The sequence below is a fragment of the Rhizobium sp. SRDI943 genome, from assembly GCF_057653695.1.
In genome coordinates this window covers 3,293,789-3,314,263 of sequence record NZ_CM172787.1, presented here as the reverse complement: position 1 = coordinate 3,314,263, position 20,475 = coordinate 3,293,789, and the positions used below count along the sequence as shown (strand labels likewise).

The following is a 20,475-nucleotide window of genomic DNA, read 5'->3' as shown; positions in this document are numbered from 1 at the left end:
GGGCGCCGTTTTCACAGGTCACGACATGCCGCGTATTTCCGCGGCGTTGCAGATCCTTACTCCGCCGCCTGCCGGGCCATCGGGTTGTTCGGGTGCGTGGTCCAGTTGGCATAGTTCGGATCGACCACGCGGCCGGTGCGCTTGTCGAGGGCGCCGGCGGGAAGCTGCTCCATGGTGATGCAGTTCTCGACCGGGCAGACGCTGACGCAGAGATTGCAGCCGACGCACTCCTCGTCCACCACCTCGAAATGGCGAGCGCCATCGACGAAGTTGGTGATCGCCTGGTGCGAGGTATCCTCGCAGGCGATGTAGCAGCGGCCGCATTTGATGCAGGCGTCCTGGTCGATCTTCGCCTTGGCGATGTAGTTGAGGTTGAGATATTGCCAGTCGGTGACGTTGGGCACGGCGCGGCCGGTAATGTCGTCGAGGCTGCGGTGGCCCTTTTCGTCCATCCAGTCGGAGAGGCCAGTGATCATCTCCTGGACGATCTTGAAGCCGTAGGTCATCGCCGCCGTGCAGACCTGGACGTTGCCGGAGCCGAGCACGAGGAATTCGGCCGCGTCGCGCCAGGTGGTGATGCCGCCGATGCCCGAGATCGGCAGGCCGTAGGTTTCCGGATCGCGGGCGATCTCGGCCACCATGTTGAGCGCGATCGGCTTTACCGCCGGGCCGCAATAACCGCCATGGCTGCCCTTGCCGCCGACCGTCGGGTTGGGGGCGAAGTTGTCGAGATCGACGGAGACGATCGAATTGATCGTGTTGATCAGCGAGACGGCATCGGTGCCGCCGGCCTTGGCGGCGCGGGCGGGGCGGCGGATATCGCTAATGTTGGGCGTCAGCTTGGTGATGACGGGCATGCGGGTGTACTGCTTGCACCAGCGCACGACCATCTCGATATACTCAGGCACCTGGCCGACCGCCGAGCCCATGCCGCGCTCCGACATGCCGTGCGGACAGCCGAAATTGAGCTCGATACCGTCGGCGCCGGTCTCTTCGACCAAGGGCAGGATCGCCTTCCAGGCCTCTTCCTCGCAGGGTACCATGATCGAGGCGATCAGCGCCCGGTCCGGCCAGTTCATCTTCACCTGCTTCATCTCTCGCAGGTTGGTGTAGAGGTCGCGGTCGGTGATGAGCTCGATGTTGTTCAGACCGAGCAGGCGGCGGTCGGCGCCCCAGATCGCACCGTAGCGCGGGCCGTTGACGTTGACGACGGGTGGGCCTTCCTCGCCGAGTGTCTTCCAGACCACGCCGCCCCAGCCGGCCTTGAAGGCGCGCTCGACATTGTAGGCCTTGTCGGTCGGCGGCGCAGACGCCAGCCAGAACGGGTTGGGGGACTTGATGCCGACGAAATTATTGCGGAGATCAGCCATTGTTCATTCTCCCCTTCAAGCGACCGCGACAGCCGGAGCGGCTGCTGCGGTGAGGGCACGATGGATGGATTCAGCCGCATCGCGGCCATGGGCGACGGCGGAAACCGTGAGATCGTCGCCGCCGAAGACGCAGTCGCCGCCGGCCCAGACGCCGTCGAGCGAGGTATGGCCTTCGCCATCGACAGCGATGCGGCCGGATTCCATGCGCAGCGAACCGAGACCAGAAGCGTCAAAGCTCTGACCGATCGCCTTGAAAATCTGGTCGGCGGCAATCACACCGGTTTCGCCGGTGCCGACCAGGCGGCCTTCGACAATCCTTGTATATTCCACCTCGATAGCGGCGACTTTGCCGTCCTGCGATAGGATCGATTTCGGCGCCAGCCAGTGGCGGATGATGACGCCCTTGGAGCTTGCCAGATCCTGCTCGAATTCCGACGCGTTCATGTGTTCCTTGCCACGGCGGTAACAGATCGTCACCTCCTCGGCGCCGAGCAGCTTTGCCTGCACGGCAGCGTCGATCGCCGTCATGCCGCCGCCAAGGACGACGACGCGGCGGCCGATGGCGATGTCGCTCTTGTCTTCGGCCTGGCGGAGGGCGGCGATGAAATCGACGGCGTCGTCGACGCCTGCAAGGTTCTCGCCCTCGATGCGTAGCGCGTTGACGCCGGCAAGGCCGATACCGAGGAAGACGCCGTCATATTGCGCCTGCAGATCGGAAAGCGAGAAGTCGCGGCCGAGACGCTCACCGTGCCGGACCTCGATGCCGCCGATCGCGAGGACGTAGTCGACTTCCTTCTGGGCGAAATCGTCGACCGTCTTGTAGGTGGCGATGCCGTATTCGTTGAGGCCACCGGACTTTTCCCTGGCATCATAGATGACGACGGAATAACCGTTTACGGCCAGTCGATGGGCAGCGGCAAGGCCGGCCGGGCCGGCGCCGACAACGGCGATCGTCTTTCCGGTCGGTTCGGCTCTGGCATAGAACTGCCGGCCGGCCTGCATGGCGGCATCGGTCGCATAACGCTGCAGGCGGCCGATCTCGACCGGCCGCTCTTCAGCCGTGTTGCGCACACAGGCCTGTTCGCAGAGTTCTTCGGTGGGACAGACGCGGGCGCACATGCCGCCGAGGATGTTCTGGTCGAAGATCGTCTTTGCCGAGCCGATCGGATTGCCGGTCGAAATCTGGCGGATGAACAGCGGAATGTCGATCGAGGTGGGACAGGCCGTCATGCATGGCGCGTCGTAACAGAAATAACAGCGGTCAGCGGCGACCAGCGCCTCATGATTGTCGAGGCGCGGATGAAGATCGGAAAAATTAGCCTCATACTCGGTGGGCGAAAGCCGGCCGGCATGAATCCCCGTTTCCAGTCGTTCCATTGAAGTTCCCTCATTATTGGTAAACGGCCTGTGAGGGAAAGCGTAACTCAGGTTTAAAAATTTATCAAACGGTAAAATTTTGACGATTTTGTCTTGCTGTCTCGCAAGTAATCCACTGTTTTTGCTGGAAGAAATTAATCGCTCTATATCGGTGAAACGGCTGAGCGCGCGATGAAGGAAGGGCATCCGAAAAAAGATTCAAAAAAGTCGAATTTTTTTCGGATGGCAGGGAACCAAAGTTTGATGTCGTCGTTATTGCGATATCCGGATGGTGATCGCATCGACCCAACATGCGCGCCCCCAACCCACTATCCGGACGTACTCACGGTCCCCTCCCGGTGAGTGAAGACAGCCGGTGCGCCGCCCTCGCACCGGCTGTTTTTCCGTTTTTGGCTGTCTCCAAGGCTTTCACACTCGCTTGAAGATCTCGAATTCAGTTTCCGGAATGGTCAGACGATATTCGATGCGGCCGGGAACGAGGTTCAACTCCGCCTTGCCGTTGACCGAAGAAGGCACGACACGCTCCAGCACGGTGCGGCCGAAGCTGTTGTCGCTGAATTCGTGGACTTCCGACTGATCATGCAGCACTTCCGCCCAGGCGACTTCGATCGCTTTCCTGTCGTTGATCATGGCTTCGCGGCAATTCAGCGTGATGGACGCGGCGCCGCCTGATATCGCGCCAAAGGAGGCGGAGTTGACGATGAGTTCGTGGAGGGCGAGCCCGAGATGCACGGCGGCATTCGGCGTCAGATGAGCGTTGATCCCGTAGATCGGCATGGAGCCGGCCGTCTCCGGCCAATAGGGGGCAAACTGCTTTTCGGCGAGTTCGAAGAGATAGGCGCCACGCCAGCTCGAATCCGTGATCAGGTCCTGCGAGTTGGAAAGCGATTGCAGCCGTCCGCGGAACTTGAGGAGGAAGCTGTCGAGAGAGAGCGTGTTGCGCGCCGTCTGCGTGGCAATGCCCTGGATGATGGCGAGGAGGTTCTTCGAGCGGTGTGAGAGTTCGCGCAGCAGCGACTTCAGAACTTTTTCGCGATGCCGGCTTTCGGTGACTTCAGCCATGACGGACAAAAGTCCATATGCGCCGCGTTCGCCGGTGCGCTGGATCTTCAGTTCATAAGTGCGCCTTTCGCCGTCAACGTCGATCTCGACTTCGGCATTGTTGGGGATGCCGGTTTCCAGCACCTTGTGTTTCAGCGCTGTCAGATATCGCCCATGGGCGTCGCCGAAAAGGGCGGCGTCGCTGCTGCCGGGCGTAAAGAGTGCTGCAAAATGCGGCGGCAGATTTTCGGCGTAGAAAATCGACAGTCGGGCGTCCTGGCAGAGGATCGAAATCCCGGCGCTGCCGAGCGCGCGTTCCATCATTGCGGCTTTGCCTTCGAAGGTAAAAGGCATGCCGGACAATGGTTCAGTCGTATTCACTCGGCCGCCTTTCCTTGTGACATCTTGAACGTCGCTGAAGGGAGCGCCCTTACAGACACCGCCTGCCAACTCTAGAACAAAGCGCTGCAAAAAACCGTTAAAGCCACCGGAGCGTCCCGGTAGCACCGGAACGCCTGCTTTGGCGATTTGGTTCCGAAGGCCGGAAAATTGCGTCTCAGGCGGCTACTCTGGTCGATTCATTGAAGAAAAGAGCCTGGCTGATCAGTGCCTTGACCATGTCGGGATTGAACGGCTTGGTGACCAGGAAAGTCGGTTCCGGGCGCTCGCCGGTCAGAAGCCGTTCCGGGAAAGCGGTGATGAAGATCACCGGCACGCTCGACGTCTTGAGGATGTCGTTGACTGCGTCGATACCGGAGCTGCCATCGGCAAGCTGGATGTCGGCCAGCACCATGCTCGGCTTGGTCTTGTTGTAAAGCGCCACGGCCTCGGCATGCGTACGGGCAATGCCGGTGACGCGATGGCCGAGGCTCTCGACCATCTGCTCGATATCCATGGCGATCAGCGGTTCGTCTTCGATGATCATGATATCGGTTGCGACCTGACGGGAAATCTCCTGCGACGCGACGTCGAGCAGATGCATGACATCCTGTTCCTCGGTCTCCAGAATTTCGGCGATTTCGGCGACGCGGAAATTTTCCACGGAGGCGAGCAGGAAGGCCTGACGGGCGCGCGGCGAAACCTTGGAAAGGTTCAGCGTGGCGCGTTGCTCCCAGGCATAGGGCGAGGTCGGCTCTGGAATCTGGACTGCGGTGGAACCAAACAGTTGCGTGAACAGTTTGTAGAGTGCGACCCGGTCATTCGCCGTATCCGGAAAAATCGACAGATCGGCGATGATGGCTTCGAGAACGGCGGCGACATAAGCGTCGCCCGAAGTCTGAGTGCCGGTAAGGGCGCGGGAATAGCGGCGCAGATAAGGAAGGTGCGGCGCAATCCGAGTAGAAAGTGTCATTAATGGGCTCCTGCATACAGGCCGGCATTGGCTTCAATGAGCGGTTAACGCCGCCTTGATAAAAAAGTTCCGGAAGGGGAGGAACTTTTTTCGTCGCGCCGCATTATTCCAGCCGACGAAGAAAGGGCGTAGCGTTTTGACCCATGCAACGGCAAATGCCAGCGACATCGACAATGGAACGTTCGATGTCGATGGTTGAAATCGTGTTTGATCCCATCCACGCCCCTCGAACAGACAACCGGCGAGAAGACGAATTGATGACTACACGCAAGAAAGAAGCAGCCGATCAGCGAAAGCTGGAGCTGCGGGCAAGCGACATCCTGGACCCGAACAACCAGATCGGCGTCAGGCTGCGGTCGCTCTATTCGGCCGCACAGGATGAGGCGATTCCCGATCGTTTTCTCGACCTTCTCGAAAAGCTCGACCATGCTGAAATGATGGCTTCTGCCAAGATGGCCGAATAGGATCGCCGCATGGAAGACAAATCGCAACCCAGCTTCAAGCGGGAACTGCTGGCGGCACTCCCAAGCCTTCGCGCCTTCGCGATCTCGCTCATCGGGCGGCACGACCGTGCCGACGATCTCGTCCAGGACACCATCATGAAAGCCTGGGCCAAGCAGGATCATTTCGAGATGGGCACCAATATGAAGGCCTGGCTCTTTACGATCCTGCGCAACGAACTCTACAGCCAGATGCGCAAGAGCGGCCGCGAAGTGCAGGACAGCGACGGGCTGTTTACCGAATCGATGGCGATGCACCCCTCGCAATATGGTGCGCTCGATCTGCAGGACTTCAAGAAGGCGCTCGACCAGCTGCCGCCGGATCAACGCGAGGCAATCATCCTCGTCGGCGCCTCGGGTTTTTCCTACGAGGAGGCGGCCGAAATCTGCGGCTGCGCCGTGGGCACCATCAAGAGCCGCGTCAACCGGGCCCGCCAGCGGCTGCAGGAGTTGCTGCAGATCTCAGGCGAGGCTGATTTTGGCCCCGACGCCACCTCGGCGCCGCTGACGTCGAAGGCTTTCGCGTTCTGACAAGAGTCATATTTGGGAGGAAAGCCGGTTGCCCTTCGGGGCGCCGGCTTTTTTGCGTTTTTCGGTTATGCCATTGATATAATTGTGTGTATTCGCCCCTCATCCGGCTGCCGCCACCTTCTCCCCGCGAGCGGGCGAAGGAACATGTCGCACCCTCACCGTTCCCACCTCGCTCTCGCAGGGCACGTCCCCTCTCCCCGTTTTTACGGGGAGAGAGTTAGGGTGAGGGGCAGCCGCTTGCTGCGCGTCTCCTCAATCAATCCTCGCGCTTTGACCCTACCAGATTGGCCGCGACGATTGCCGCCAGAACACCGGCGGTCAGGAGCGGCTGGGCGCGGATAAGACCGAGCCCGACCGTTGCCAGCGATTCGAGCGACGCACGGCGTTCACGGGCGCGGCGTGCTTCCCGGGCGTTGATGATCGACATCGCCACCAAGGCGATGATGGCGATCAGCAGCGCGCAGGCGGCCAGGAAGAGAGCAGCGCCGACCGGGCCGTAGATGCCGGCGAGCCAGATAGCGCCGGCGGTGACGGCCAGCGCGTAGGCGGTGAGGAGGAAGAGCACGGCAAGCGCAATGAAGATGCCATTGCGCTTGGCGCGCGCAACGGTCCGGTGCACGCTTGCGCCCGTCAGCAGGCTGAGGATCGGTAAGAGCATCGCGCTTCCTCAGCGCCGGGCGAGGAAGGCGATGGCAAGGCCGAAAGCGGCCGCAGCGCCGATGGTTGCCAGCGGATGCTTGCGCACGGTCTCGCGCATTTCCGTCGTTCCACGCTCATAGCCGTGCTGCAATTCGCGCAGCAGATCCTCGCTGCGGCCGAGCAGTTCCTCATAGCCGGCACCAGCCTGGCTGCGGATTTTTTCGCCCTGATGGCGTGAACTCTTGCCGACGAGGCGCGTCAGTTCGGCGAGTTCGCCGCGCAGCGCCTCGATCTGCTCCTCGATGCCGGATTCCAAATTGTGGAAGGTGCCGTTGCGGCGGCTGCGGCCGGACTGGAAGATAGAATAGCTCATGGCTGTCTCCATTGGCTGGGGCGCGCACAAGCCCGCCTGTTTCGCACGAGGGTCACCACCGTCCGTTGCATGAATGATATCGCCCGGCATTGACCCAGATCATGCCGGAAACGTGCCGGGCGATCAAAAGTTCCGCTCGCGCGGTGCTCAGGGGCGGGAAACGGCGCTATGGGCGAGTACGAAGGGCGTGCCATCTGATGGTACCTGGTTGATCCGCAGCGCGCAGCCGAACACCGAGAGCATCGTTTCGTTCGTCAGCACTTCGCCTATGCTGCCGGCAGCGGCGAGACGGCCGGATTTCATCAGCACGATGCGGTCGGCAAAGAGCGCCGTCAGGTTGAGATCGTGCATGACGGCGATGACACCGCCGCCGCGTTCGCAGAAATTGCGGGCGAGCGTCATGATGGTCAGCTGGTGGCTGATGTCGAGGCTCGAGACCGGCTCGTCGAGCAGCAGCCAGCAGGGCTTGCCGTCGACGATGGGCTCGGCGATCTGGCAGAGCACGCGGGCAAGCTGCACGCGCTGCTGCTCGCCGCCGGAGAGTTCCTGATAGAAACGGCCTTCGAAGCCGGTCAAGTCGACGGAGGCAAGCGCTGCCGTCGCCGTCTGCTCGGCCTTGTCGGGATGCAGGTTGAGGCCTGACGTCAGGCCCATGCGGACGATCTCGCGCACGGTGAAGGGAAAGGAGATGGTGCTTGCCTGCGGCAGTACCCCACGAATGGCGGCAAGCTGCCAGGGTTTCAGCGCCTGTACTTCGTCGTCGCCGATGCGCACCGAGCCGCCATAGGCAAGTTCGCCGGAGATGGCTTTCATCGTCGTCGTCTTGCCGGAGCCGTTCGGCCCGGCAATCGCCGTCAGTTCGCCGGCCTTTGCCGCAAAAGTCACGTCGCTGATGATGGTTTTGCCGGAAAGGCGCACGGAGACGCCGGAAACTTCGATCATCTCAATGTCACTCACGGGGGTCACTCACGACATCACTCACAGGGCAAGGCGCGAACGCTGCCTCAGCAGGATCCACAGGAAGAACGGCCCGCCGACCGCCGCCGTGATGATGCCGATCGGCAGCTCGGCCGGGGCGACCAGGGTGCGCGCCAAGACATCTGCGAAGATCAGCAGGGAGCCGCCGAGAAGAGCTGCGGCCGGCAGCAGGAAACGATGGTCGGGGCCGATCGCCATGCGCAGGATATGCGGCACGACGATCCCGACGAAACCGATGCCGCCGCTGACGGCGACGGACGCGCCGGTCGCCGCAGCGACACCGACGATCGCGACATTCTTCAGCCGCTGCACCGGCACGCCCATATGAAAGGCGGCCGCCTCACCGAGCGTGATGGCATTGAGGCCGCGGGCCATGAAGGGCAGGGCGGTAAAGGACAACAGGATGATCGGGCTGGCGGCGGCGATCTTCGTCCACGTGGCGCCGGCAAGCGAGCCCATGCTCCAGAAGGTCAGGTCGCGCAGCTGCTGGTCGTTGGCCATGTAGATCAGCAGTCCCGTGATGGCGAGGGCGAGCGCGCCGAGCGCGATGCCGGCAAGCAGCATCGTCGCCACCGAGGTCTGTCCGTGACGGGTGGCGATCCTGTAGAGCAGCAGCGTCGTGACGAGGCCGCCGCCGAAAGCGGCTGTCGGCAGAGCGTAGATGCCGAGAAGCGCCTCGACCGGCGCTGCGAGACCGCCACCGAGCACGATCATCGCGACCGCGCCGAGGCTTGCGCCGGAGGAGACGCCGACGAGGCCGGGATCGGCCAGCGGATTGCGGAACAGGCCCTGCATCACCGTGCCGGAAACGGCCAGCGAGGCGCCGATCAGGAAACCGAGGATCGCCCTCGGCAGGCGGATATCGAAGATGATGATCCGGTCACGTGTGCTGAGCGCCGCCTCGGAGCCGGCCATGTTGCTGATGACGTCGAGGATCGAGGCATCCGAGGCGCCGGTCGTTACCGAAAACAGCATCGAAAAGACCGAGCCGACGACGAGCAGCGCGATCGCCAGCAAGGCGAGCCGCGTCCTGTCGCCCGCCTGCCTGATTTCGCGGATGTCCGCCATCGTGAATCGTCGCCTTTGTTCCATCATGGCTTGCGGCAGGGCCATGATCAGCCCCCGTAGATCGCCGTGTTGAGCTCGCGCGCGGCGGCTGCGGTGCGCGGGCCGAAGCCGAGCAGGTAGACGCCATCCATTCGGATGATCGCTTTTTTCTCGCCTGCCGGCGTCAGCGCGATCGCCGGCTGAGCCAGCAGGTCCTCGTTCTTGGTGCCGGCGCCGTCGCCGCGATTCATCATCAGGATGATGTCGGGCTTGGCTTCGATGATCGCCTCGTCCGTCAACGGCTTGTAGCCCGGGAATGCGCCGACTGCGTTGATGGCGCCGGCGAGCTTGACGATGCCATCGGCGGCCGTGCCGGTCCCCGATGCCATGATCCGGCCGTTCTGGGCGCTGAGGATGAAGAGAACGCGCTTGCGCTCGGCCTCCGGGCGCTTTTCGGCATCGGCGATCGCCGAGTCGAGGTCGGCCGCGACCTTTTCTTCGAGCGCCTTTGCCTTGTCGGGCACGCCCAGCAGCGTGCCGACACGGTCGATCTTGGCGATGATGCCGTCACGGGTAAAGGCGCTCGGCACGGTCTCGAAGGGCACGCTGGCATTCTTCAGCACAGCCAGCGCTTCCTGCGGGCCTGAACCTTCGATGGCGATGATCGCCGTCGGGTTCATGGCGAGGATGCCTTCCGGTGAGACCGCACGCATGTAGCCGACGTTCGGCAGCTTCAGCGCAGCCTCCGGATAGATGCTCGTCGTGTCGCGGGCGATCAGCCGGCTTTCCTCGCCGAGCGCATAGACGATTTCGGTGATGTCGCCGCCGACCGAAACCAGGCGCGACGTGTCGAGCTTCTTTTCCTCGGCGTGGGCGGCGCGGATGAAGGCGAAGCCTTCGACGGTCGGCGCCGTCGGGATCAGCGGCAGCGCCATGATGGCCGCCGTCAGGGCCAGTTCCCAAGGGCGGATCCGGCGCAGATTGTTACGCATCGTCATCGTTGCGATCCTTATGCGGCCACGCTCGCTGCCCGCGGCAGGTTTTCCATGATCTCGCGCCACTCGGCGCGTTCGTCGGAGCCTTCCTTCCGCTTGCCGAAGAACTGGATGATCATCTCGCCTTCGGCATTGTAGGCCTCCAGCGAGGTGACGTGGCCGTCCGTGGTCGGCTTGCGTACGGCCCAGGTCTCGGCGATGTGATCCTGGCGCAGATGCAGGTGAAAGGTCGGGTCCATGATATTGATCCACGGACCCATCGGCTGCACGTTGAAGATCGGGCCGGAATGGATCTGGACGATGCCGTTATTGGCGACGAAGCACATGATCGGCAGGCCGGATTTCACCGAGGCATGCATCATGTCTGCCGTCGCGCTGTTGTCGAGCTTCCAGGCATAGTCGTCGCCGACGGTGCGCACGGCCGCCTGGCGGCCGATCTTCAGGCGCTTCAGCATGCCGAAGAACTCATGCGTATCGGTGAGCTTGCTCCAGTTGTCGCGCAGTTCGTCGCGGTTGACGTCGGCGGTTTCATCGACGGCATTTAAGGTCTCAGCCTCGACAAATTCCTGCGACTGTTCTTCCAGCTTCAACTCGGCGACGATCGCGTGATAGGCCTCGACATTCGAGCTCGGGCGCAGGTGCACCTTGTGCACCGCGTTGCCCGCCTTATCGAAATATTGCAGGCTGAGGCGCTCCTGGTCACCATCCTTCTTGGATACGGCGAAACCATGCTCCCAGCGGCTCGGGAAGATGCGCAGATCGATATTCTCGCCGAGAACGATCGCGGCCTGCGCGCCGCTCTTGATGTTTTCGAAGACACCGATCTTCTCGTGAACGGCACTTTCGTTGCGCGACAGCGCCATGACTTCGCCGAGGCCGGCCACGCGCTCGAGAAGCTTCAGCGCACTGCCATCGATTCGGGTCACGCTGATGCCTGTTTCGGCGGCGACGAGGGCTGCCTCGGAAATCTTCAGCTGGGCGGCGATATCACGCTCGCGCATCTTCGGATTGTCAGCGCGAAACGCACGGATTTCGGCTGGTGCCGGTCTTGTCTGTTCGGTCATGTCCTACCCTACTTATTGAGAATGAGCTTGCCCTGACGGGTGATCTTCAGGCGATAGACCAAGCCGTCATGTCTTATCATGATCTCGTTCGTGCCGCGGAAAAGATCCGCGCTTTCGACGATCCGGTGCTGCGCCGCAGGCTCGCTCTGCAGCGGCACGTGCTTAAAGTTATCTGGCTTTTCAACCATCATTTCGGTTGGCAATTCCATAAGGCCGGTGATCAGGGGTCCCCGGTTGTGATGACAATTATCTTGACTTTCTTACTCATAGTTTTTTAAAGACGCAATAGGAGACAAATACAGTCAAGTTTTTAAGATTGCTGATATGAGGCCGCCTGGCGGCGGTTCGCGACAATGGCGGAGAAGATGATGACGGGTAGGTTTGCGGCTGTTGCAGCCGGCATGGTGATGGCGGTTTCAGGCATTTGCCAGGCGCAGGATGCGGCAACAGCCAAGCTGGATGTCGAACTCAACGCTCTGGCGCCATCGCAAAAGGGCTGCATGATGACTTTCGTCGCCGAGAACAATCTCCAGACCCCGATCAACAAGATCTCCTTCGAGCTTGCTTTTTTCAACGACAAGAATGCCGTCGACCGCATCACCGTGCTCGACTTCCGCGATCTGCCGCAGGGCAAGAAGCGCGTGCGCCAGTTCGATATGCCGAATGTGAAGTGCGAGACGGTCACCCGCATCATCATCAACGACACGCCGGTCTGTGACGGCCCGGCGGCGGGCGAATGCATGAAGGGTCTCGTCACCCGCTCGCAGATTTCCGTTCCCTTCGAGGGCTAGAGCGGTTCAGCTTTTCACGAAAGCGCAGAACCGCTCTAACCTTTTGTTTTTACGCAGTTCCGGAGGGAAAACCGCTTCGCACTTTTCCTGGAATTGCTTTGAGAATACGCCGGGAATGAATCCCGGCGGGCATGGTCAGACTGTCCGAGGCATACAAATGGCAATTTCAGCGAAGACCAGATCGAGACAGGTGCTCATCGGGGAGCCGGACGCTGACGGCGGTCTGAACGACAACAACATGCATCCCGGCCACGAGCTTTCCGACCTGCGCAATGTGCAGCGGCAGCCGGCTGGCGAGGCGGTGGTCCATTATGCGCGTTTCGCGCAGATACCCTCCTTTCCCGATCATCCGGAGGCCGAACCGACAGCCTCTGTTCCTGCGCCGCCGATGGATGCAGCGGTAGAAAAGCAGGGAGACGAGAAGGCACCGGTGCGGAGACGGGTGGCGCTGACGTACATCTGCTCGCTGATCTTTCACGCGACACTGGCGGCTGTGCTGCTGATTGCTTTCCCCAAAGCGCCGGAGGAGGCAATCGAAGAAGCCGGTCAGGCGATGAGCGTCGTCATGTATGGCGATTCCGATATCGACCAGGCTGCTGCTGGCGAGACCGAAACGACCATCCAGCAGGAAATCATTCCCGAAGAAGTGCAGCCTGACACGATCCAGCCGACGCAAACGGCGGAAGTTCAACCGGAAACCGTGCAGCCGACCGAAGTTTCGCCCTTCGAAGCGCAGGATCCTATTCAGCAGGCGCCGGCACCGGAAGTGACGCGCGTTTCGCCCGAAACGGCCGCGGCCGTCGAGCCGGAGATTCTGGTGTCCGAGGTGCCGGCGGAGGAGTCCGTCGCGCAGCCAATGTCGACGGTTGTTCCCGAACAGCAGCAGGTGCCGCTCGACGCAGTGCCGCCATCCGAGGTACAGCCGACTGCGGTCCAGCCGAGCGAGGTGCAGCCTGCGGAAACCCCGGCGGAAGTCGCGGAGGAGACTCCACAGGGGGTGAAGCCCATAGAAACGGCAGAAATCCAGCCGAAACCGGAACAGCCGCCCGAGGTTGTAACGCCGACGCCAAAGCCGAAAGTGGCACAGGAGAAGCCCAAGCCGGTCGAGAAGAAGCGTCCGCCGCAGAAGGCCGCTGGCGACAAGGGGGAGGGGCAGCAGACTTCAACGCGTGGCGTTGCCGAAGGCAATTCATCGGCGCAATCCGACAACAGTTCGCAGGCCGCCAACGGCAATAACGGGGTGGGGACGGCCGCGACCGCAAACTATAAAGGCAAGGTCCGTAGCCGTATTCGGCGTGCGATCAGGAAGCCCCGAGGTGTCGAAGGCAGCGTTGTTGTCACCTTCTCAGTCAACGGCGGCGGCGGCCTGACCTCCGCTCGTGTCTCGCGTGGGTCCGGCGTTCCGGAGATCGATCAGCTTGCTCTCGATGCGGTGCGTCGTGCGGCACCCTTCAGCCCCCCGCCCGGTGGGCAGGCGATGACCATGTCAGCGCCTATCGAGATCGTGCCATAATAATATGATAAAAATAATCAACTTTATACTTTACTCTAAAAATCAAGTTTAATAAGGTCCACCCGCACACGCAGGAATCGTGTGACGATCAACGAGCGAACGGGTGGCATATGGCTCGCAAGGGCAAGAAGGGTTCGAACCGGGAGGTCCGCGATAGCGCGGGCGAGGACGCTGGTCAGGCATCCCTCGGTCGGTCCAAACTGGATGGCCGCAGTTTCCTCTATGTCGGTGGCCGTGACTGCCAGGTGGCGCATCTTCGCCAGATCTGCAGCAATTTCGGCGCCGAGCTCATTCATCATGACGGCGGGTTGCGCGAAGCGGTTTCCCGCATCGATACCGTGCTTCCCTCGGTCGACTGCGTGTTCTGCCCGATCGACTGTATCAGCCACGATGCCTGCCTGCGTGTGAAGACCGGCTGCAAGAAATTCGGCAAGACCTTCATCCCGCTGCGCAATGGCAGCAAGTCCAGCCTGGAGCGTGCGCTGCAGACGATGAACGAACGAGACAATTCCCGATGAACGACCAGCGCCCCGACGGCTTCACCATGATCGGCCTGCATAAGCTCGCCGCGCAGACAGGCGAGGGCCTCGTGCCCGAACTCTACGAACTTTTCCAGCAGCATGCCGAACGCAAGCAGATCTACCAGAATGTAACGCTGTTCCCGACCTGGGAAGCGCGCATGCCTGGGGAAGCGACAACAAGACCGCTTGGCCCGGCAGCGGCAAACGGCGATAATGTTCTCGCCTTTCCCTTGCGTTCTGCAAGGGCGGGCAAGAGGAAGGCGTAGGGAGATTCCATGTATATCGCAATGAACCGCTTCAAGGTTGCAACCGGGAGCGAAGGCGATTTCGAGACGGTCTGGCGCAACCGCGATTCCAGCCTGCCCGAGGTGCCTGGCTTCGTCGAATTCCGCCTGCTGCGCGGCAAGGTCAACGACGAGGAGGGCTATACGCTCTATTCCTCGCACACGGTCTGGAAAAGCGAAGCGGATTTTCAGAACTGGACGAAGTCCGAGAGCTTTCGCGCGGCGCACCGCAATGCCGGCGATCACAAGGCGATCTACAAGGGGCCGCCTGTTTTCGAGGGTTTCAACGTGGTCGACGGCATTTAATTGCGGTTGATGCGGCGTGACTTAGCTCTTGGTTGAAATCTTAGCTTTGTATTCGCCTTGGCCCCACGCGCATCCTCATTCCTGTGCTCGTCACAGGAATCCAGCCACGGTGCGTCCGCGCCGTGAATGAACCCATATCGCGGGGGAAGAGTCTTTTGCGCCCAAGGACTTGGGCGCACTGGATTCCTGTGACAGGCACAGGAATGAGGGAGGAGAGGGCTTGAACGGTCAGTAAAAGCTCTCAAGCCCTGACGCGCAGAACCGCGCCTGCCGCAACGGCCAGCCAACCAAGCATCATCGCCCAGCCGCCGGTCGGCGCGGCATAGGGGAAGAGGCTAGAGCCGGTAAAACGCAGGGTGACGAGATCGCCCGCAAAAAGCAGCGTTCCGGCAATCATCAGCAAACCGGCCAGCCAGGCGGTTCTGAGCCTGGCGTTGCCGAGAGCCAATGCCAGCAGGGCAGGGGCGTGGGCAAGGCACATGGCAGATGCGGATGCCGCAAGATTGGCCTCGCCGCCGCCATGGGCAGCTAGGGCGGCAAGCGCCACGCCGGCTACGCCAAACAGGCCGGCAAAGAGATAGAGCACCGGCTCCAGACGCGCGTTCAAGCTCATGGTTGTTCCTTGTCGTCAGGGGCCTTGTTCTGCATGTGATGGGCGAGCCGTTCCACCGGCGCCCAGATGAGATCGCGTAGCGCCTGGCTCGATATCGTCTCGTCCAGGGCGCGGCGGAAGCAGAGCAGCCATTCGTCGCGCTCGACAGGACCGATCTCGGCGACGAAATGGCGGCTGCGCAGACGCGGATGGCCGCGCTTATCGATATAGAGCGGCGGGCCGCCGAGATAACCGCTCATATATTCGTAAAATTTCTCTTCGCTGCCCTCAAGGCTCGGCGGGTGTACGGCGCGCACGTTTCTCGCCTCCGGCAGCCTGTCCATCAGTTCGTAGAAGCGGTGCGTCAGTGCCCGCACGACGGGATCGCCGCCGATCGCCTGATATAAGGTGGTGAGCTTCTCCGTCACGAAACCATCCCCATTGCCTCAACCATTCCCCGGCCTCTTCATGCACCGGGCGGAAAATGATCGCAACTGTCATCAAGGTGCCGCGGCATTTCGCGCATAATGCCCGCACCGCAAGGGTTGCGGCGTTTTCTCCTTGACAAAACCGTCCGGACGGTATCTTTTATCTGAATGTCGAACGCTCATCATCGCAAGAAACAGCCCGTGCTCGTGCGCCAGCAGTTGCTGGAGGTCGCCGCGCGCCTTGCTGCCAGCGACGGCATGGCCGCCGTCACGCTCGATGCGGTTTCCGCTGCGTCCAGCGTCAGCAAGGGCGGGCTGCTGCATCACTTCCCGACGAAGAATGCGCTGCTCGATGCGCTGTTCGAGAGCCTGCTCGAAAAGTTCGACGCCGATATAGAGGAACTGATGCGCGGCGATCCGCTGCCGCAGGGGCGCTTCACCCGCGCTTATCTGAGGGCGGTATCCGGTCTCAAGGAGCGTCCCGACGATTCCAGGAGTTGGACGCAGGTGACGATCGCGCTTCTTGCCGAACCCCGGCTGCGTCTTCGTTGGCGCCAATGGGTGCAGGCGCGGGCGGAGGAATATATCGGCACCGACTCCTCCCTCGACGCGCAAGTCGTGCGTTTCGCCGCCGACGGTCTTTGGTTCGCAGATACGTTGGAAAGCCATGATATCAACGGCGTTGTGAGGCGGGATCTTATCGATCGCCTTGTCGAACTGACCGGCAAGTAATTCGAAAAGGAATTCGCCATGAGCCAGGCCGCCGTCTACGGGCTGCTGTTTGCAGCCATCGTGCTCGAGGTCATCGGCACGACCGCACTGCAGCTGTCGCAGCAGTTTACCCGCATCGGGCCGACGGCACTCGTCGTCGCCTGTTATGCGGCCGCCTTCTATTGCCTGTCGCTGACTCTGAAAAGCATCCCGGTCGGTATCGCCTATGCGATTTGGAGCGCTTTGGGAATCGTGCTGATTTCCTCGGTCGGCCTGGTGTTCTTCAAGCAGCGCCTCGACCTGCCGGCGATCGTCGGCCTTGGGCTGATCATATCCGGCGTTATGGTCGTCAATCTGTTCTCGAAGTCCGTTTCGCATTGATATTGCTGTGATATTGGCAGGCGGCTTCTCCGCCTTCGGCCGATAAATTTTCCCCTTTGTCAAAATACTGACAAAGGTCTATGTGTTCCTTGGACGTGGAGGAGACGAGGCGCAGCCAGCGCCGTTTTCCAAAGCGCTTTGAATCCTGCCTTCCCGCCTATCGATATTTCCAGGTTCTACAGGAGCACATCATGGCCATTCGCACCGTCGTCTGGGGAGAGAATATTCACGAGACTACCAATGAGATCGTCCGGGGGATCTATCCCGAGGGCATGCACACGACGATCGCCAATGCGCTGAACACCGATCCAAGTATCTCGGCGACGACAGCGACGCTGCAGGAGCCGGAGCACGGCCTCAGCGAAGCACGTCTTACTGAGACCGACGTCTTGACCTGGTGGGGCCACAAGGATCACGGCGCGGTCTCCGATGTGGTTGTCGAGCGTGTCGCCAAGCGCGTCTGGGAAGGCATGGGCCTGCTGGTGCTGCATTCCGGCCATTTCTCCAAGATCTTCAAGCGGCTGATGGGCACGCCCTGCGCGCTGAAGTGGCGCGAGGCGGGTGAGCGCGAGCGACTGTGGACGATCAACCAGCGCCATCCGATCGCCGCCGGTATCGGCGAGCATTTCGAGCTTGAGAACGAGGAAATGTACGGCGAGCAGTTCTCTGTGCCGGAACCGCTCGAAACGGTGTTCATCTCCTGGTTCCAGGGCGGCGAAGTGTTCCGCTCAGGCCTGACCTGGCGCCGCGGCGCCGGCAACATCTTCTATTTCCGCCCCGGCCACGAGACCTATCCGACCTATCATGACGTCAATGTCCAGAAGGTACTGATCAACGGCGTGAAGTGGGCCTATAATCCCGAGGGTGCATTGAAGAGCATTACCGATGCTCCAAATGTGCCGGTAGAAAAAGCACTGGAGCCGATCGTCGAACGCGGCCCAAGACTGCACCAGGCCGGCGAAGCCGGTTACCGCTGAGGAGCATCCATGCGACTACTCGTTCTTGGCACGGGGGTGATGGCGAAAAACCAGCTCGCCCGCTTCCCCCTCATCGACGGCGTGACGGTGGTCGGCGCCGTCGACACCGATCCCGAGCGGCTGTCGGCCTTTGCCGACAAGTTCAACATCGAAAAGCGATTTCTTTCGCTGGAGGAGGCGATCGCCTGGGGTGAATTCGATGCGGCGACAAATGTCACGCCCGACCGCATCCATCACCCGACGACGATGGCGCTGATTGCTGCGGGCAAGCATGTGTTCTGCGAAAAGCCGCTGGCGGAGAACTATGCGAAGGCGCTGGAGATGACGGAGGCGGCCGAAAAGGCCGGCGTCATCAACATGGTCAACCTCACCTATCGTAACGTCGCGCCGCTGCAGCGCGCCCGTGAGATGGTGCTCGCCGGCGAGCTCGGCACGATCAGACATGTGGAAGCCTCTTATCTCCAGAGCTGGCTGGTGTCGCGCGCCTGGGGCGACTGGCGCACGGAATCGACCTGGCTGTGGCGGCTTTCCACCGGCCATGGTTCGAACGGTGTGCTCGGCGATGTCGGCATCCATATTCTCGATTTCGCCGCCTATGGCGCGGCGACCGACATCGATCACGTCTTTGCCCGGCTGAAGACCTTCAACAAGGCGCCGGGCGGCCAGATCGGCGAATATCTGCTCGATGCCAATGACAGCTTCACCATGTCTGTCGATTTCGCCAACGGCGCGCTCGGCGTCATCCATGCCAGCCGCTGGGCGACAGGGCATCTGAACGAGTTGAAGCTGCGTATTTATGGTGAGAGGGGCAGCCTTGAGGTCATCCATCGTCCCAGCGGTTCCGAGCTGCATGGCTGCCTCGGCGAAGATGTCGAAACCGCGACCTGGACGAAGATCGAGGTTGAACCGGTGGCGACCAACTATGAGCGTTTTGCCGAGGCCGTGGCAAGCGGCGTCCAGCCGGACCCGAACTTCCGCCACGCCGCCAACCTGCAGAAGGTGCTCGACCTTGCAATGGTGACCGAGCGCGAGCGGCGCGAGCTGAAGGTCTGATCCTGCGTCACTGAAAAGCCGCCGTTCCGACGGCGGCTTTTGCAACGCATCAGCGCGTCATCGGCTTTCAGTTTGCGAGAATTTCACGCTATGCTTCTGCATGGGCAGCTCGAGGCTCTCCTTCGGTCCGTTCGTTTACGATCCCGTGACAGGAAGCCTGTGGCGGGAAGGGAAGTCCGTTGCGACGGGACCACGGCCGGCGGCTCTGCTCGGCATGCTGCTGGAGGCTGAGGGCCGCGTCGTCACCAAGGCGGACCTGATGGATCGGGCCTGGCAGGGGCTTGCCGTGGAGGAAGGCAACCTCACGGTTCAGATTGCCACGCTTAGGAAGATTCTCGGCGCAAGGCCCGATGGCACGGAGTGGATCGTCACGGTTCCCAGGGTTGGTTATCGCCTGCCGCGCCAGGAGGATGGCGGGATGGCGCCTGCGGCGTCGCGCCCGCCTTCCGTCGCGGTTCTTCCCTTCGTCAATCTCGGCGGTGACGCCGACCAGGATTATTTTGCCGATGGCGTGGTGACGGAGATCATCACCGCCCTTGCGCGTTTCCGCTCCTTTTCCGTTGTCTCGCGCCATTCCGCCTTCGTCTACAAGGGACGCAGCATCGATGTGCGACAAGTGGCTGGGGAACTCGGAGTGCGCTACGTGCTCGAAGGCAGCATCCGGCGGGAGGGCGGGCAGGTGCGTATCAATGTGCAACTAGTCGACGGTGTGACGGCGACCAATCTCTGGGCCGATCATTTTGAAGACGGCATAAGCCACATCTTCGCCTTCCAGGACCGTATCACTGAACGCGTCGCCTCGATCGTCGAGCCGGCGATCGAGATCGCCGAGATCCAGAGGTCACGACGCGACAGGCCGAACAGTCCTGCTGTCTACGATCTCTATCTGCGTGCCCTTGCCGCGATCATCGACGAGTCGATCGAAAACAATGCCGTCGCCTATGCCTTGCTGCAGGAGGCTCTCGCCATGGAGCCGGAAAATGCGATGCTGCTTTCGCATGCCGCCTGGGCGCTCGAACATCGCATGACCATGGGTTGGCCGCGGCTCGGGAAGGACGACAAGGCGGAATGCATCAGTCTTGCCCGTCGCGGGCTTCAGCATTCGGCAGGTGATCCCCGCGTAATGGCCCATTGCGGCATGGCATTGCTGCAGACTGGCAAGGATTATGAAGGCGGCATGGCTGTGCTGGAGGCCGCCGCTGCCGCCAATCCCAACGATCTTCTGGTCGCGGCCTGCTCCGGCATTGCGGCCTTGCACTGCGGCGATATCGAACATGCGCTCGAGCGCCTGCATCGCGCCGTGAAATTGGGACCCCGCGATCCGGATGCACGTTTCTCGCTGACCGGCATCGCCATGGCCGAAATCTTCCGCGGCAATTACGAGGCTGCAATTTCACACGCGTCATGTTCGCTGGCACTGAACGCCCATTTCGACCCGACCTACTGGATGCTGATCGCCGCACACGCGCATCTCGGCAATATGGAGCAGGCGCGCCAGTTCCTGCATGCGCTCGAGGCGATTGCACCTGATGTGACGCTGGAAGGCATTCTGGCGGGTCAGCCGGCAAAGGATCCACAGCGTTTTGCGCCGGTTCTGGAAGGGCTGGCGCGCGCCGGGATGCGTCCGCGGCCATAGGCTTTTTGCAAGTTTT

The 20,475-nt window shown here is 61.5% G+C and carries 25 protein-coding genes; 12 read left to right on the top strand and 13 right to left on the bottom strand.

Annotated features, from left to right (window positions below; all coding sequences use genetic code 11):
- Window positions 1-56: 56 nt before the first annotated feature.
- The 4 genes from preA to AC245Y_RS17005 form a co-directional block, all read right to left on the bottom strand.
- Window positions 57-1,370 (bottom strand): NAD-dependent dihydropyrimidine dehydrogenase subunit PreA, encoded by a 1,314-nt coding sequence (gene preA, locus AC245Y_RS17020; RefSeq protein WP_012758659.1) that lies wholly within the window; start codon window positions 1,368-1,370, stop codon window positions 57-59.
- Between the two features lie 15 nt (window positions 1,371-1,385).
- Window positions 1,386-2,747, bottom strand: coding sequence for an NAD(P)-dependent oxidoreductase (locus tag AC245Y_RS17015; protein WP_017994950.1), 1,362 nt, complete (start codon window positions 2,745-2,747; stop codon window positions 1,386-1,388).
- A 408-nt stretch (window positions 2,748-3,155) separates the two neighbouring features.
- Window positions 3,156-4,151 carry a sensor histidine kinase gene (locus AC245Y_RS17010; RefSeq protein ID WP_017994949.1) on the bottom strand — a complete coding sequence of 332 codons (996 nt, stop codon included), beginning with the start codon at window positions 4,149-4,151 and terminating at the stop codon, window positions 3,156-3,158.
- Window positions 4,152-4,344: 193 nt separating this feature from the next.
- Complete coding sequence (locus AC245Y_RS17005) at window positions 4,345-5,139, bottom strand: response regulator (RefSeq protein WP_003542253.1); 795 nt, start codon at window positions 5,137-5,139, stop codon at window positions 4,345-4,347.
- 257 nt (window positions 5,140-5,396) lie between these two features.
- On the opposite strand from AC245Y_RS17005, the gene AC245Y_RS17000 reads away from it, so the two are divergent.
- Both AC245Y_RS17000 and AC245Y_RS16995 read left to right on the top strand, forming a co-directional pair.
- A complete protein-coding gene (locus tag AC245Y_RS17000; protein ID WP_003542250.1) occupies window positions 5,397-5,603 on the top strand; it encodes a NepR family anti-sigma factor in 207 nt (68 codons plus the stop codon).
- A 9-nt stretch (window positions 5,604-5,612) separates the two neighbouring features.
- Window positions 5,613-6,170, top strand: coding sequence for an RNA polymerase sigma factor (locus AC245Y_RS16995; RefSeq protein ID WP_003542247.1), 558 nt, complete (start codon window positions 5,613-5,615; stop codon window positions 6,168-6,170).
- A 256-nt stretch (window positions 6,171-6,426) separates the two neighbouring features.
- Here AC245Y_RS16995 and AC245Y_RS16990 read toward each other — a convergent pair whose 3' ends face one another.
- The 7 genes from AC245Y_RS16990 to hemP all read right to left on the bottom strand — a co-directional run bounded on the left by AC245Y_RS16990 (window position 6,427) and on the right by hemP (window position 11,457).
- Window positions 6,427-6,828, bottom strand: coding sequence for a hypothetical protein (locus AC245Y_RS16990; RefSeq protein WP_012758655.1), 402 nt, complete (start codon window positions 6,826-6,828; stop codon window positions 6,427-6,429).
- A 9-nt stretch (window positions 6,829-6,837) separates the two neighbouring features.
- On the bottom strand, window positions 6,838-7,182 hold the full coding sequence (locus AC245Y_RS16985; RefSeq protein WP_012758654.1) for a DUF883 family protein: 345 nt from the start codon (window positions 7,180-7,182) through the stop codon (window positions 6,838-6,840).
- 147 nt (window positions 7,183-7,329) lie between these two features.
- On the bottom strand, window positions 7,330-8,124 hold the full coding sequence (locus AC245Y_RS16980; protein ID WP_012758653.1) for a heme ABC transporter ATP-binding protein: 795 nt from the start codon (window positions 8,122-8,124) through the stop codon (window positions 7,330-7,332).
- 36 nt (window positions 8,125-8,160) lie between these two features.
- A complete protein-coding gene (locus AC245Y_RS16975; RefSeq protein ID WP_017994947.1) occupies window positions 8,161-9,273 on the bottom strand; it encodes a FecCD family ABC transporter permease in 1,113 nt (370 codons plus the stop codon).
- A 2-nt stretch (window positions 9,274-9,275) separates the two neighbouring features.
- Window positions 9,276-10,205: a heme/hemin ABC transporter substrate-binding protein gene (locus AC245Y_RS16970; protein WP_017994946.1), complete on the bottom strand. Its 930-nt coding sequence runs from the start codon at window positions 10,203-10,205 to the stop codon at window positions 9,276-9,278.
- A gap of 11 nt (window positions 10,206-10,216) precedes the next feature.
- A complete protein-coding gene (locus tag AC245Y_RS16965) occupies window positions 10,217-11,266 on the bottom strand; it encodes a hemin-degrading factor (RefSeq protein WP_017994945.1) in 1,050 nt (349 codons plus the stop codon).
- A gap of 8 nt (window positions 11,267-11,274) precedes the next feature.
- Window positions 11,275-11,457: a hemin uptake protein HemP gene (hemP, locus tag AC245Y_RS16960; protein WP_012758649.1), complete on the bottom strand. Its 183-nt coding sequence runs from the start codon at window positions 11,455-11,457 to the stop codon at window positions 11,275-11,277.
- Between the two features lie 177 nt (window positions 11,458-11,634).
- Here hemP and AC245Y_RS16955 point away from each other — a divergent pair, with 177 nt between their 5' ends.
- The 5 genes from AC245Y_RS16955 (at window position 11,635) to hmuQ (ending at window position 14,681) form a co-directional block, all read left to right on the top strand.
- Window positions 11,635-12,057 carry a hypothetical protein gene (locus AC245Y_RS16955; protein ID WP_003542212.1) on the top strand — a complete coding sequence of 141 codons (423 nt, stop codon included), beginning with the start codon at window positions 11,635-11,637 and terminating at the stop codon, window positions 12,055-12,057.
- A gap of 157 nt (window positions 12,058-12,214) precedes the next feature.
- Complete coding sequence (locus AC245Y_RS16950; RefSeq protein ID WP_012758647.1) at window positions 12,215-13,570, top strand: energy transducer TonB family protein; 1,356 nt, start codon at window positions 12,215-12,217, stop codon at window positions 13,568-13,570.
- A 110-nt stretch (window positions 13,571-13,680) separates the two neighbouring features.
- Window positions 13,681-14,088, top strand: coding sequence for a DUF2325 domain-containing protein (locus tag AC245Y_RS16945; protein ID WP_017994944.1), 408 nt, complete (start codon window positions 13,681-13,683; stop codon window positions 14,086-14,088).
- Window positions 14,085-14,357 (top strand): hypothetical protein, encoded by a 273-nt coding sequence (locus AC245Y_RS16940; RefSeq protein ID WP_017994943.1) that lies wholly within the window; start codon window positions 14,085-14,087, stop codon window positions 14,355-14,357. Before AC245Y_RS16945 ends, AC245Y_RS16940 begins: the two co-directional genes overlap by 4 nt.
- A 9-nt stretch (window positions 14,358-14,366) precedes the next feature.
- On the top strand, window positions 14,367-14,681 hold the full coding sequence (gene hmuQ / locus AC245Y_RS16935; protein WP_017994942.1) for a heme-degrading protein HmuQ: 315 nt from the start codon (window positions 14,367-14,369) through the stop codon (window positions 14,679-14,681).
- Window positions 14,682-14,922: 241 nt separating this feature from the next.
- Here hmuQ and AC245Y_RS16930 read toward each other — a convergent pair whose 3' ends face one another.
- Together AC245Y_RS16930 and AC245Y_RS16925 are read right to left on the bottom strand one after the other, a co-directional pair.
- On the bottom strand, window positions 14,923-15,294 hold the full coding sequence (locus AC245Y_RS16930; RefSeq protein WP_017994941.1) for a DUF423 domain-containing protein: 372 nt from the start codon (window positions 15,292-15,294) through the stop codon (window positions 14,923-14,925).
- On the bottom strand, window positions 15,291-15,701 hold the full coding sequence (locus AC245Y_RS16925) for a group II truncated hemoglobin (RefSeq protein ID WP_017994940.1): 411 nt from the start codon (window positions 15,699-15,701) through the stop codon (window positions 15,291-15,293). Before AC245Y_RS16925 ends, AC245Y_RS16930 begins: the two co-directional genes overlap by 4 nt.
- Before the next feature lie 168 nt (window positions 15,702-15,869).
- Between AC245Y_RS16925 and AC245Y_RS16920 the strand changes: the two genes are divergently transcribed.
- From AC245Y_RS16920 to AC245Y_RS16900, 5 genes are all read left to right on the top strand, one after another.
- The gene (locus AC245Y_RS16920) at window positions 15,870-16,433 is read left to right on the top strand and encodes a TetR/AcrR family transcriptional regulator (RefSeq protein WP_012758642.1); all 564 of its coding nucleotides are present in this window, start codon (window positions 15,870-15,872) and stop codon (window positions 16,431-16,433) included.
- Window positions 16,434-16,451: 18 nt separating this feature from the next.
- Window positions 16,452-16,793, top strand: coding sequence for an SMR family transporter (locus AC245Y_RS16915; RefSeq protein ID WP_003542195.1), 342 nt, complete (start codon window positions 16,452-16,454; stop codon window positions 16,791-16,793).
- Window positions 16,794-16,984: 191 nt separating this feature from the next.
- Window positions 16,985-17,770: a ThuA domain-containing protein gene (locus AC245Y_RS16910; protein WP_012758641.1), complete on the top strand. Its 786-nt coding sequence runs from the start codon at window positions 16,985-16,987 to the stop codon at window positions 17,768-17,770.
- Window positions 17,771-17,779: 9 nt separating this feature from the next.
- Window positions 17,780-18,823, top strand: coding sequence for a Gfo/Idh/MocA family protein (locus AC245Y_RS16905; protein WP_003561895.1), 1,044 nt, complete (start codon window positions 17,780-17,782; stop codon window positions 18,821-18,823).
- A gap of 100 nt (window positions 18,824-18,923) precedes the next feature.
- Window positions 18,924-20,459 (top strand): winged helix-turn-helix domain-containing protein, encoded by a 1,536-nt coding sequence (locus AC245Y_RS16900; RefSeq protein WP_017994939.1) that lies wholly within the window; start codon window positions 18,924-18,926, stop codon window positions 20,457-20,459.
- Window positions 20,460-20,475 lie beyond the last annotated feature (16 nt).

Coding starts and splice junctions, on each gene's coding strand:
- preA (WP_012758659.1), bottom strand. CDS start 1,370: ATGGCTGATCTCCGCAATAATTTCGTCGGCATCAAGTCCCCCAACCCG.
- AC245Y_RS17015 (WP_017994950.1), bottom strand. CDS start 2,747: ATGGAACGACTGGAAACGGGGATTCATGCCGGCCGGCTTTCGCCCACC.
- AC245Y_RS17005 (WP_003542253.1), bottom strand. CDS start 5,139: ATGACACTTTCTACTCGGATTGCGCCGCACCTTCCTTATCTGCGCCGC.
- AC245Y_RS17000 (WP_003542250.1), top strand. CDS start 5,397: ATGACTACACGCAAGAAAGAAGCAGCCGATCAGCGAAAGCTGGAGCTG.
- AC245Y_RS16995 (WP_003542247.1), top strand. CDS start 5,613: ATGGAAGACAAATCGCAACCCAGCTTCAAGCGGGAACTGCTGGCGGCA.
- AC245Y_RS16990 (WP_012758655.1), bottom strand. CDS start 6,828: ATGCTCTTACCGATCCTCAGCCTGCTGACGGGCGCAAGCGTGCACCGG.
- AC245Y_RS16985 (WP_012758654.1), bottom strand. CDS start 7,182: ATGAGCTATTCTATCTTCCAGTCCGGCCGCAGCCGCCGCAACGGCACC.
- AC245Y_RS16980 (WP_012758653.1), bottom strand. CDS start 8,124: ATGATCGAAGTTTCCGGCGTCTCCGTGCGCCTTTCCGGCAAAACCATC.
- AC245Y_RS16975 (WP_017994947.1), bottom strand. CDS start 9,273: ATGGCCCTGCCGCAAGCCATGATGGAACAAAGGCGACGATTCACGATG.
- AC245Y_RS16970 (WP_017994946.1), bottom strand. CDS start 10,205: ATGACGATGCGTAACAATCTGCGCCGGATCCGCCCTTGGGAACTGGCC.
- AC245Y_RS16965 (WP_017994945.1), bottom strand. CDS start 11,266: ATGACCGAACAGACAAGACCGGCACCAGCCGAAATCCGTGCGTTTCGC.
- hemP (WP_012758649.1), bottom strand. CDS start 11,457: ATGATGGTTGAAAAGCCAGATAACTTTAAGCACGTGCCGCTGCAGAGC.
- AC245Y_RS16955 (WP_003542212.1), top strand. CDS start 11,635: ATGACGGGTAGGTTTGCGGCTGTTGCAGCCGGCATGGTGATGGCGGTT.
- AC245Y_RS16950 (WP_012758647.1), top strand. CDS start 12,215: ATGGCAATTTCAGCGAAGACCAGATCGAGACAGGTGCTCATCGGGGAG.
- AC245Y_RS16945 (WP_017994944.1), top strand. CDS start 13,681: ATGGCTCGCAAGGGCAAGAAGGGTTCGAACCGGGAGGTCCGCGATAGC.
- AC245Y_RS16940 (WP_017994943.1), top strand. CDS start 14,085: ATGAACGACCAGCGCCCCGACGGCTTCACCATGATCGGCCTGCATAAG.
- hmuQ (WP_017994942.1), top strand. CDS start 14,367: ATGTATATCGCAATGAACCGCTTCAAGGTTGCAACCGGGAGCGAAGGC.
- AC245Y_RS16930 (WP_017994941.1), bottom strand. CDS start 15,294: ATGAGCTTGAACGCGCGTCTGGAGCCGGTGCTCTATCTCTTTGCCGGC.
- AC245Y_RS16920 (WP_012758642.1), top strand. CDS start 15,870: ATGTCGAACGCTCATCATCGCAAGAAACAGCCCGTGCTCGTGCGCCAG.
- AC245Y_RS16915 (WP_003542195.1), top strand. CDS start 16,452: ATGAGCCAGGCCGCCGTCTACGGGCTGCTGTTTGCAGCCATCGTGCTC.
- AC245Y_RS16910 (WP_012758641.1), top strand. CDS start 16,985: ATGGCCATTCGCACCGTCGTCTGGGGAGAGAATATTCACGAGACTACC.
- AC245Y_RS16905 (WP_003561895.1), top strand. CDS start 17,780: ATGCGACTACTCGTTCTTGGCACGGGGGTGATGGCGAAAAACCAGCTC.
- AC245Y_RS16900 (WP_017994939.1), top strand. CDS start 18,924: ATGGGCAGCTCGAGGCTCTCCTTCGGTCCGTTCGTTTACGATCCCGTG.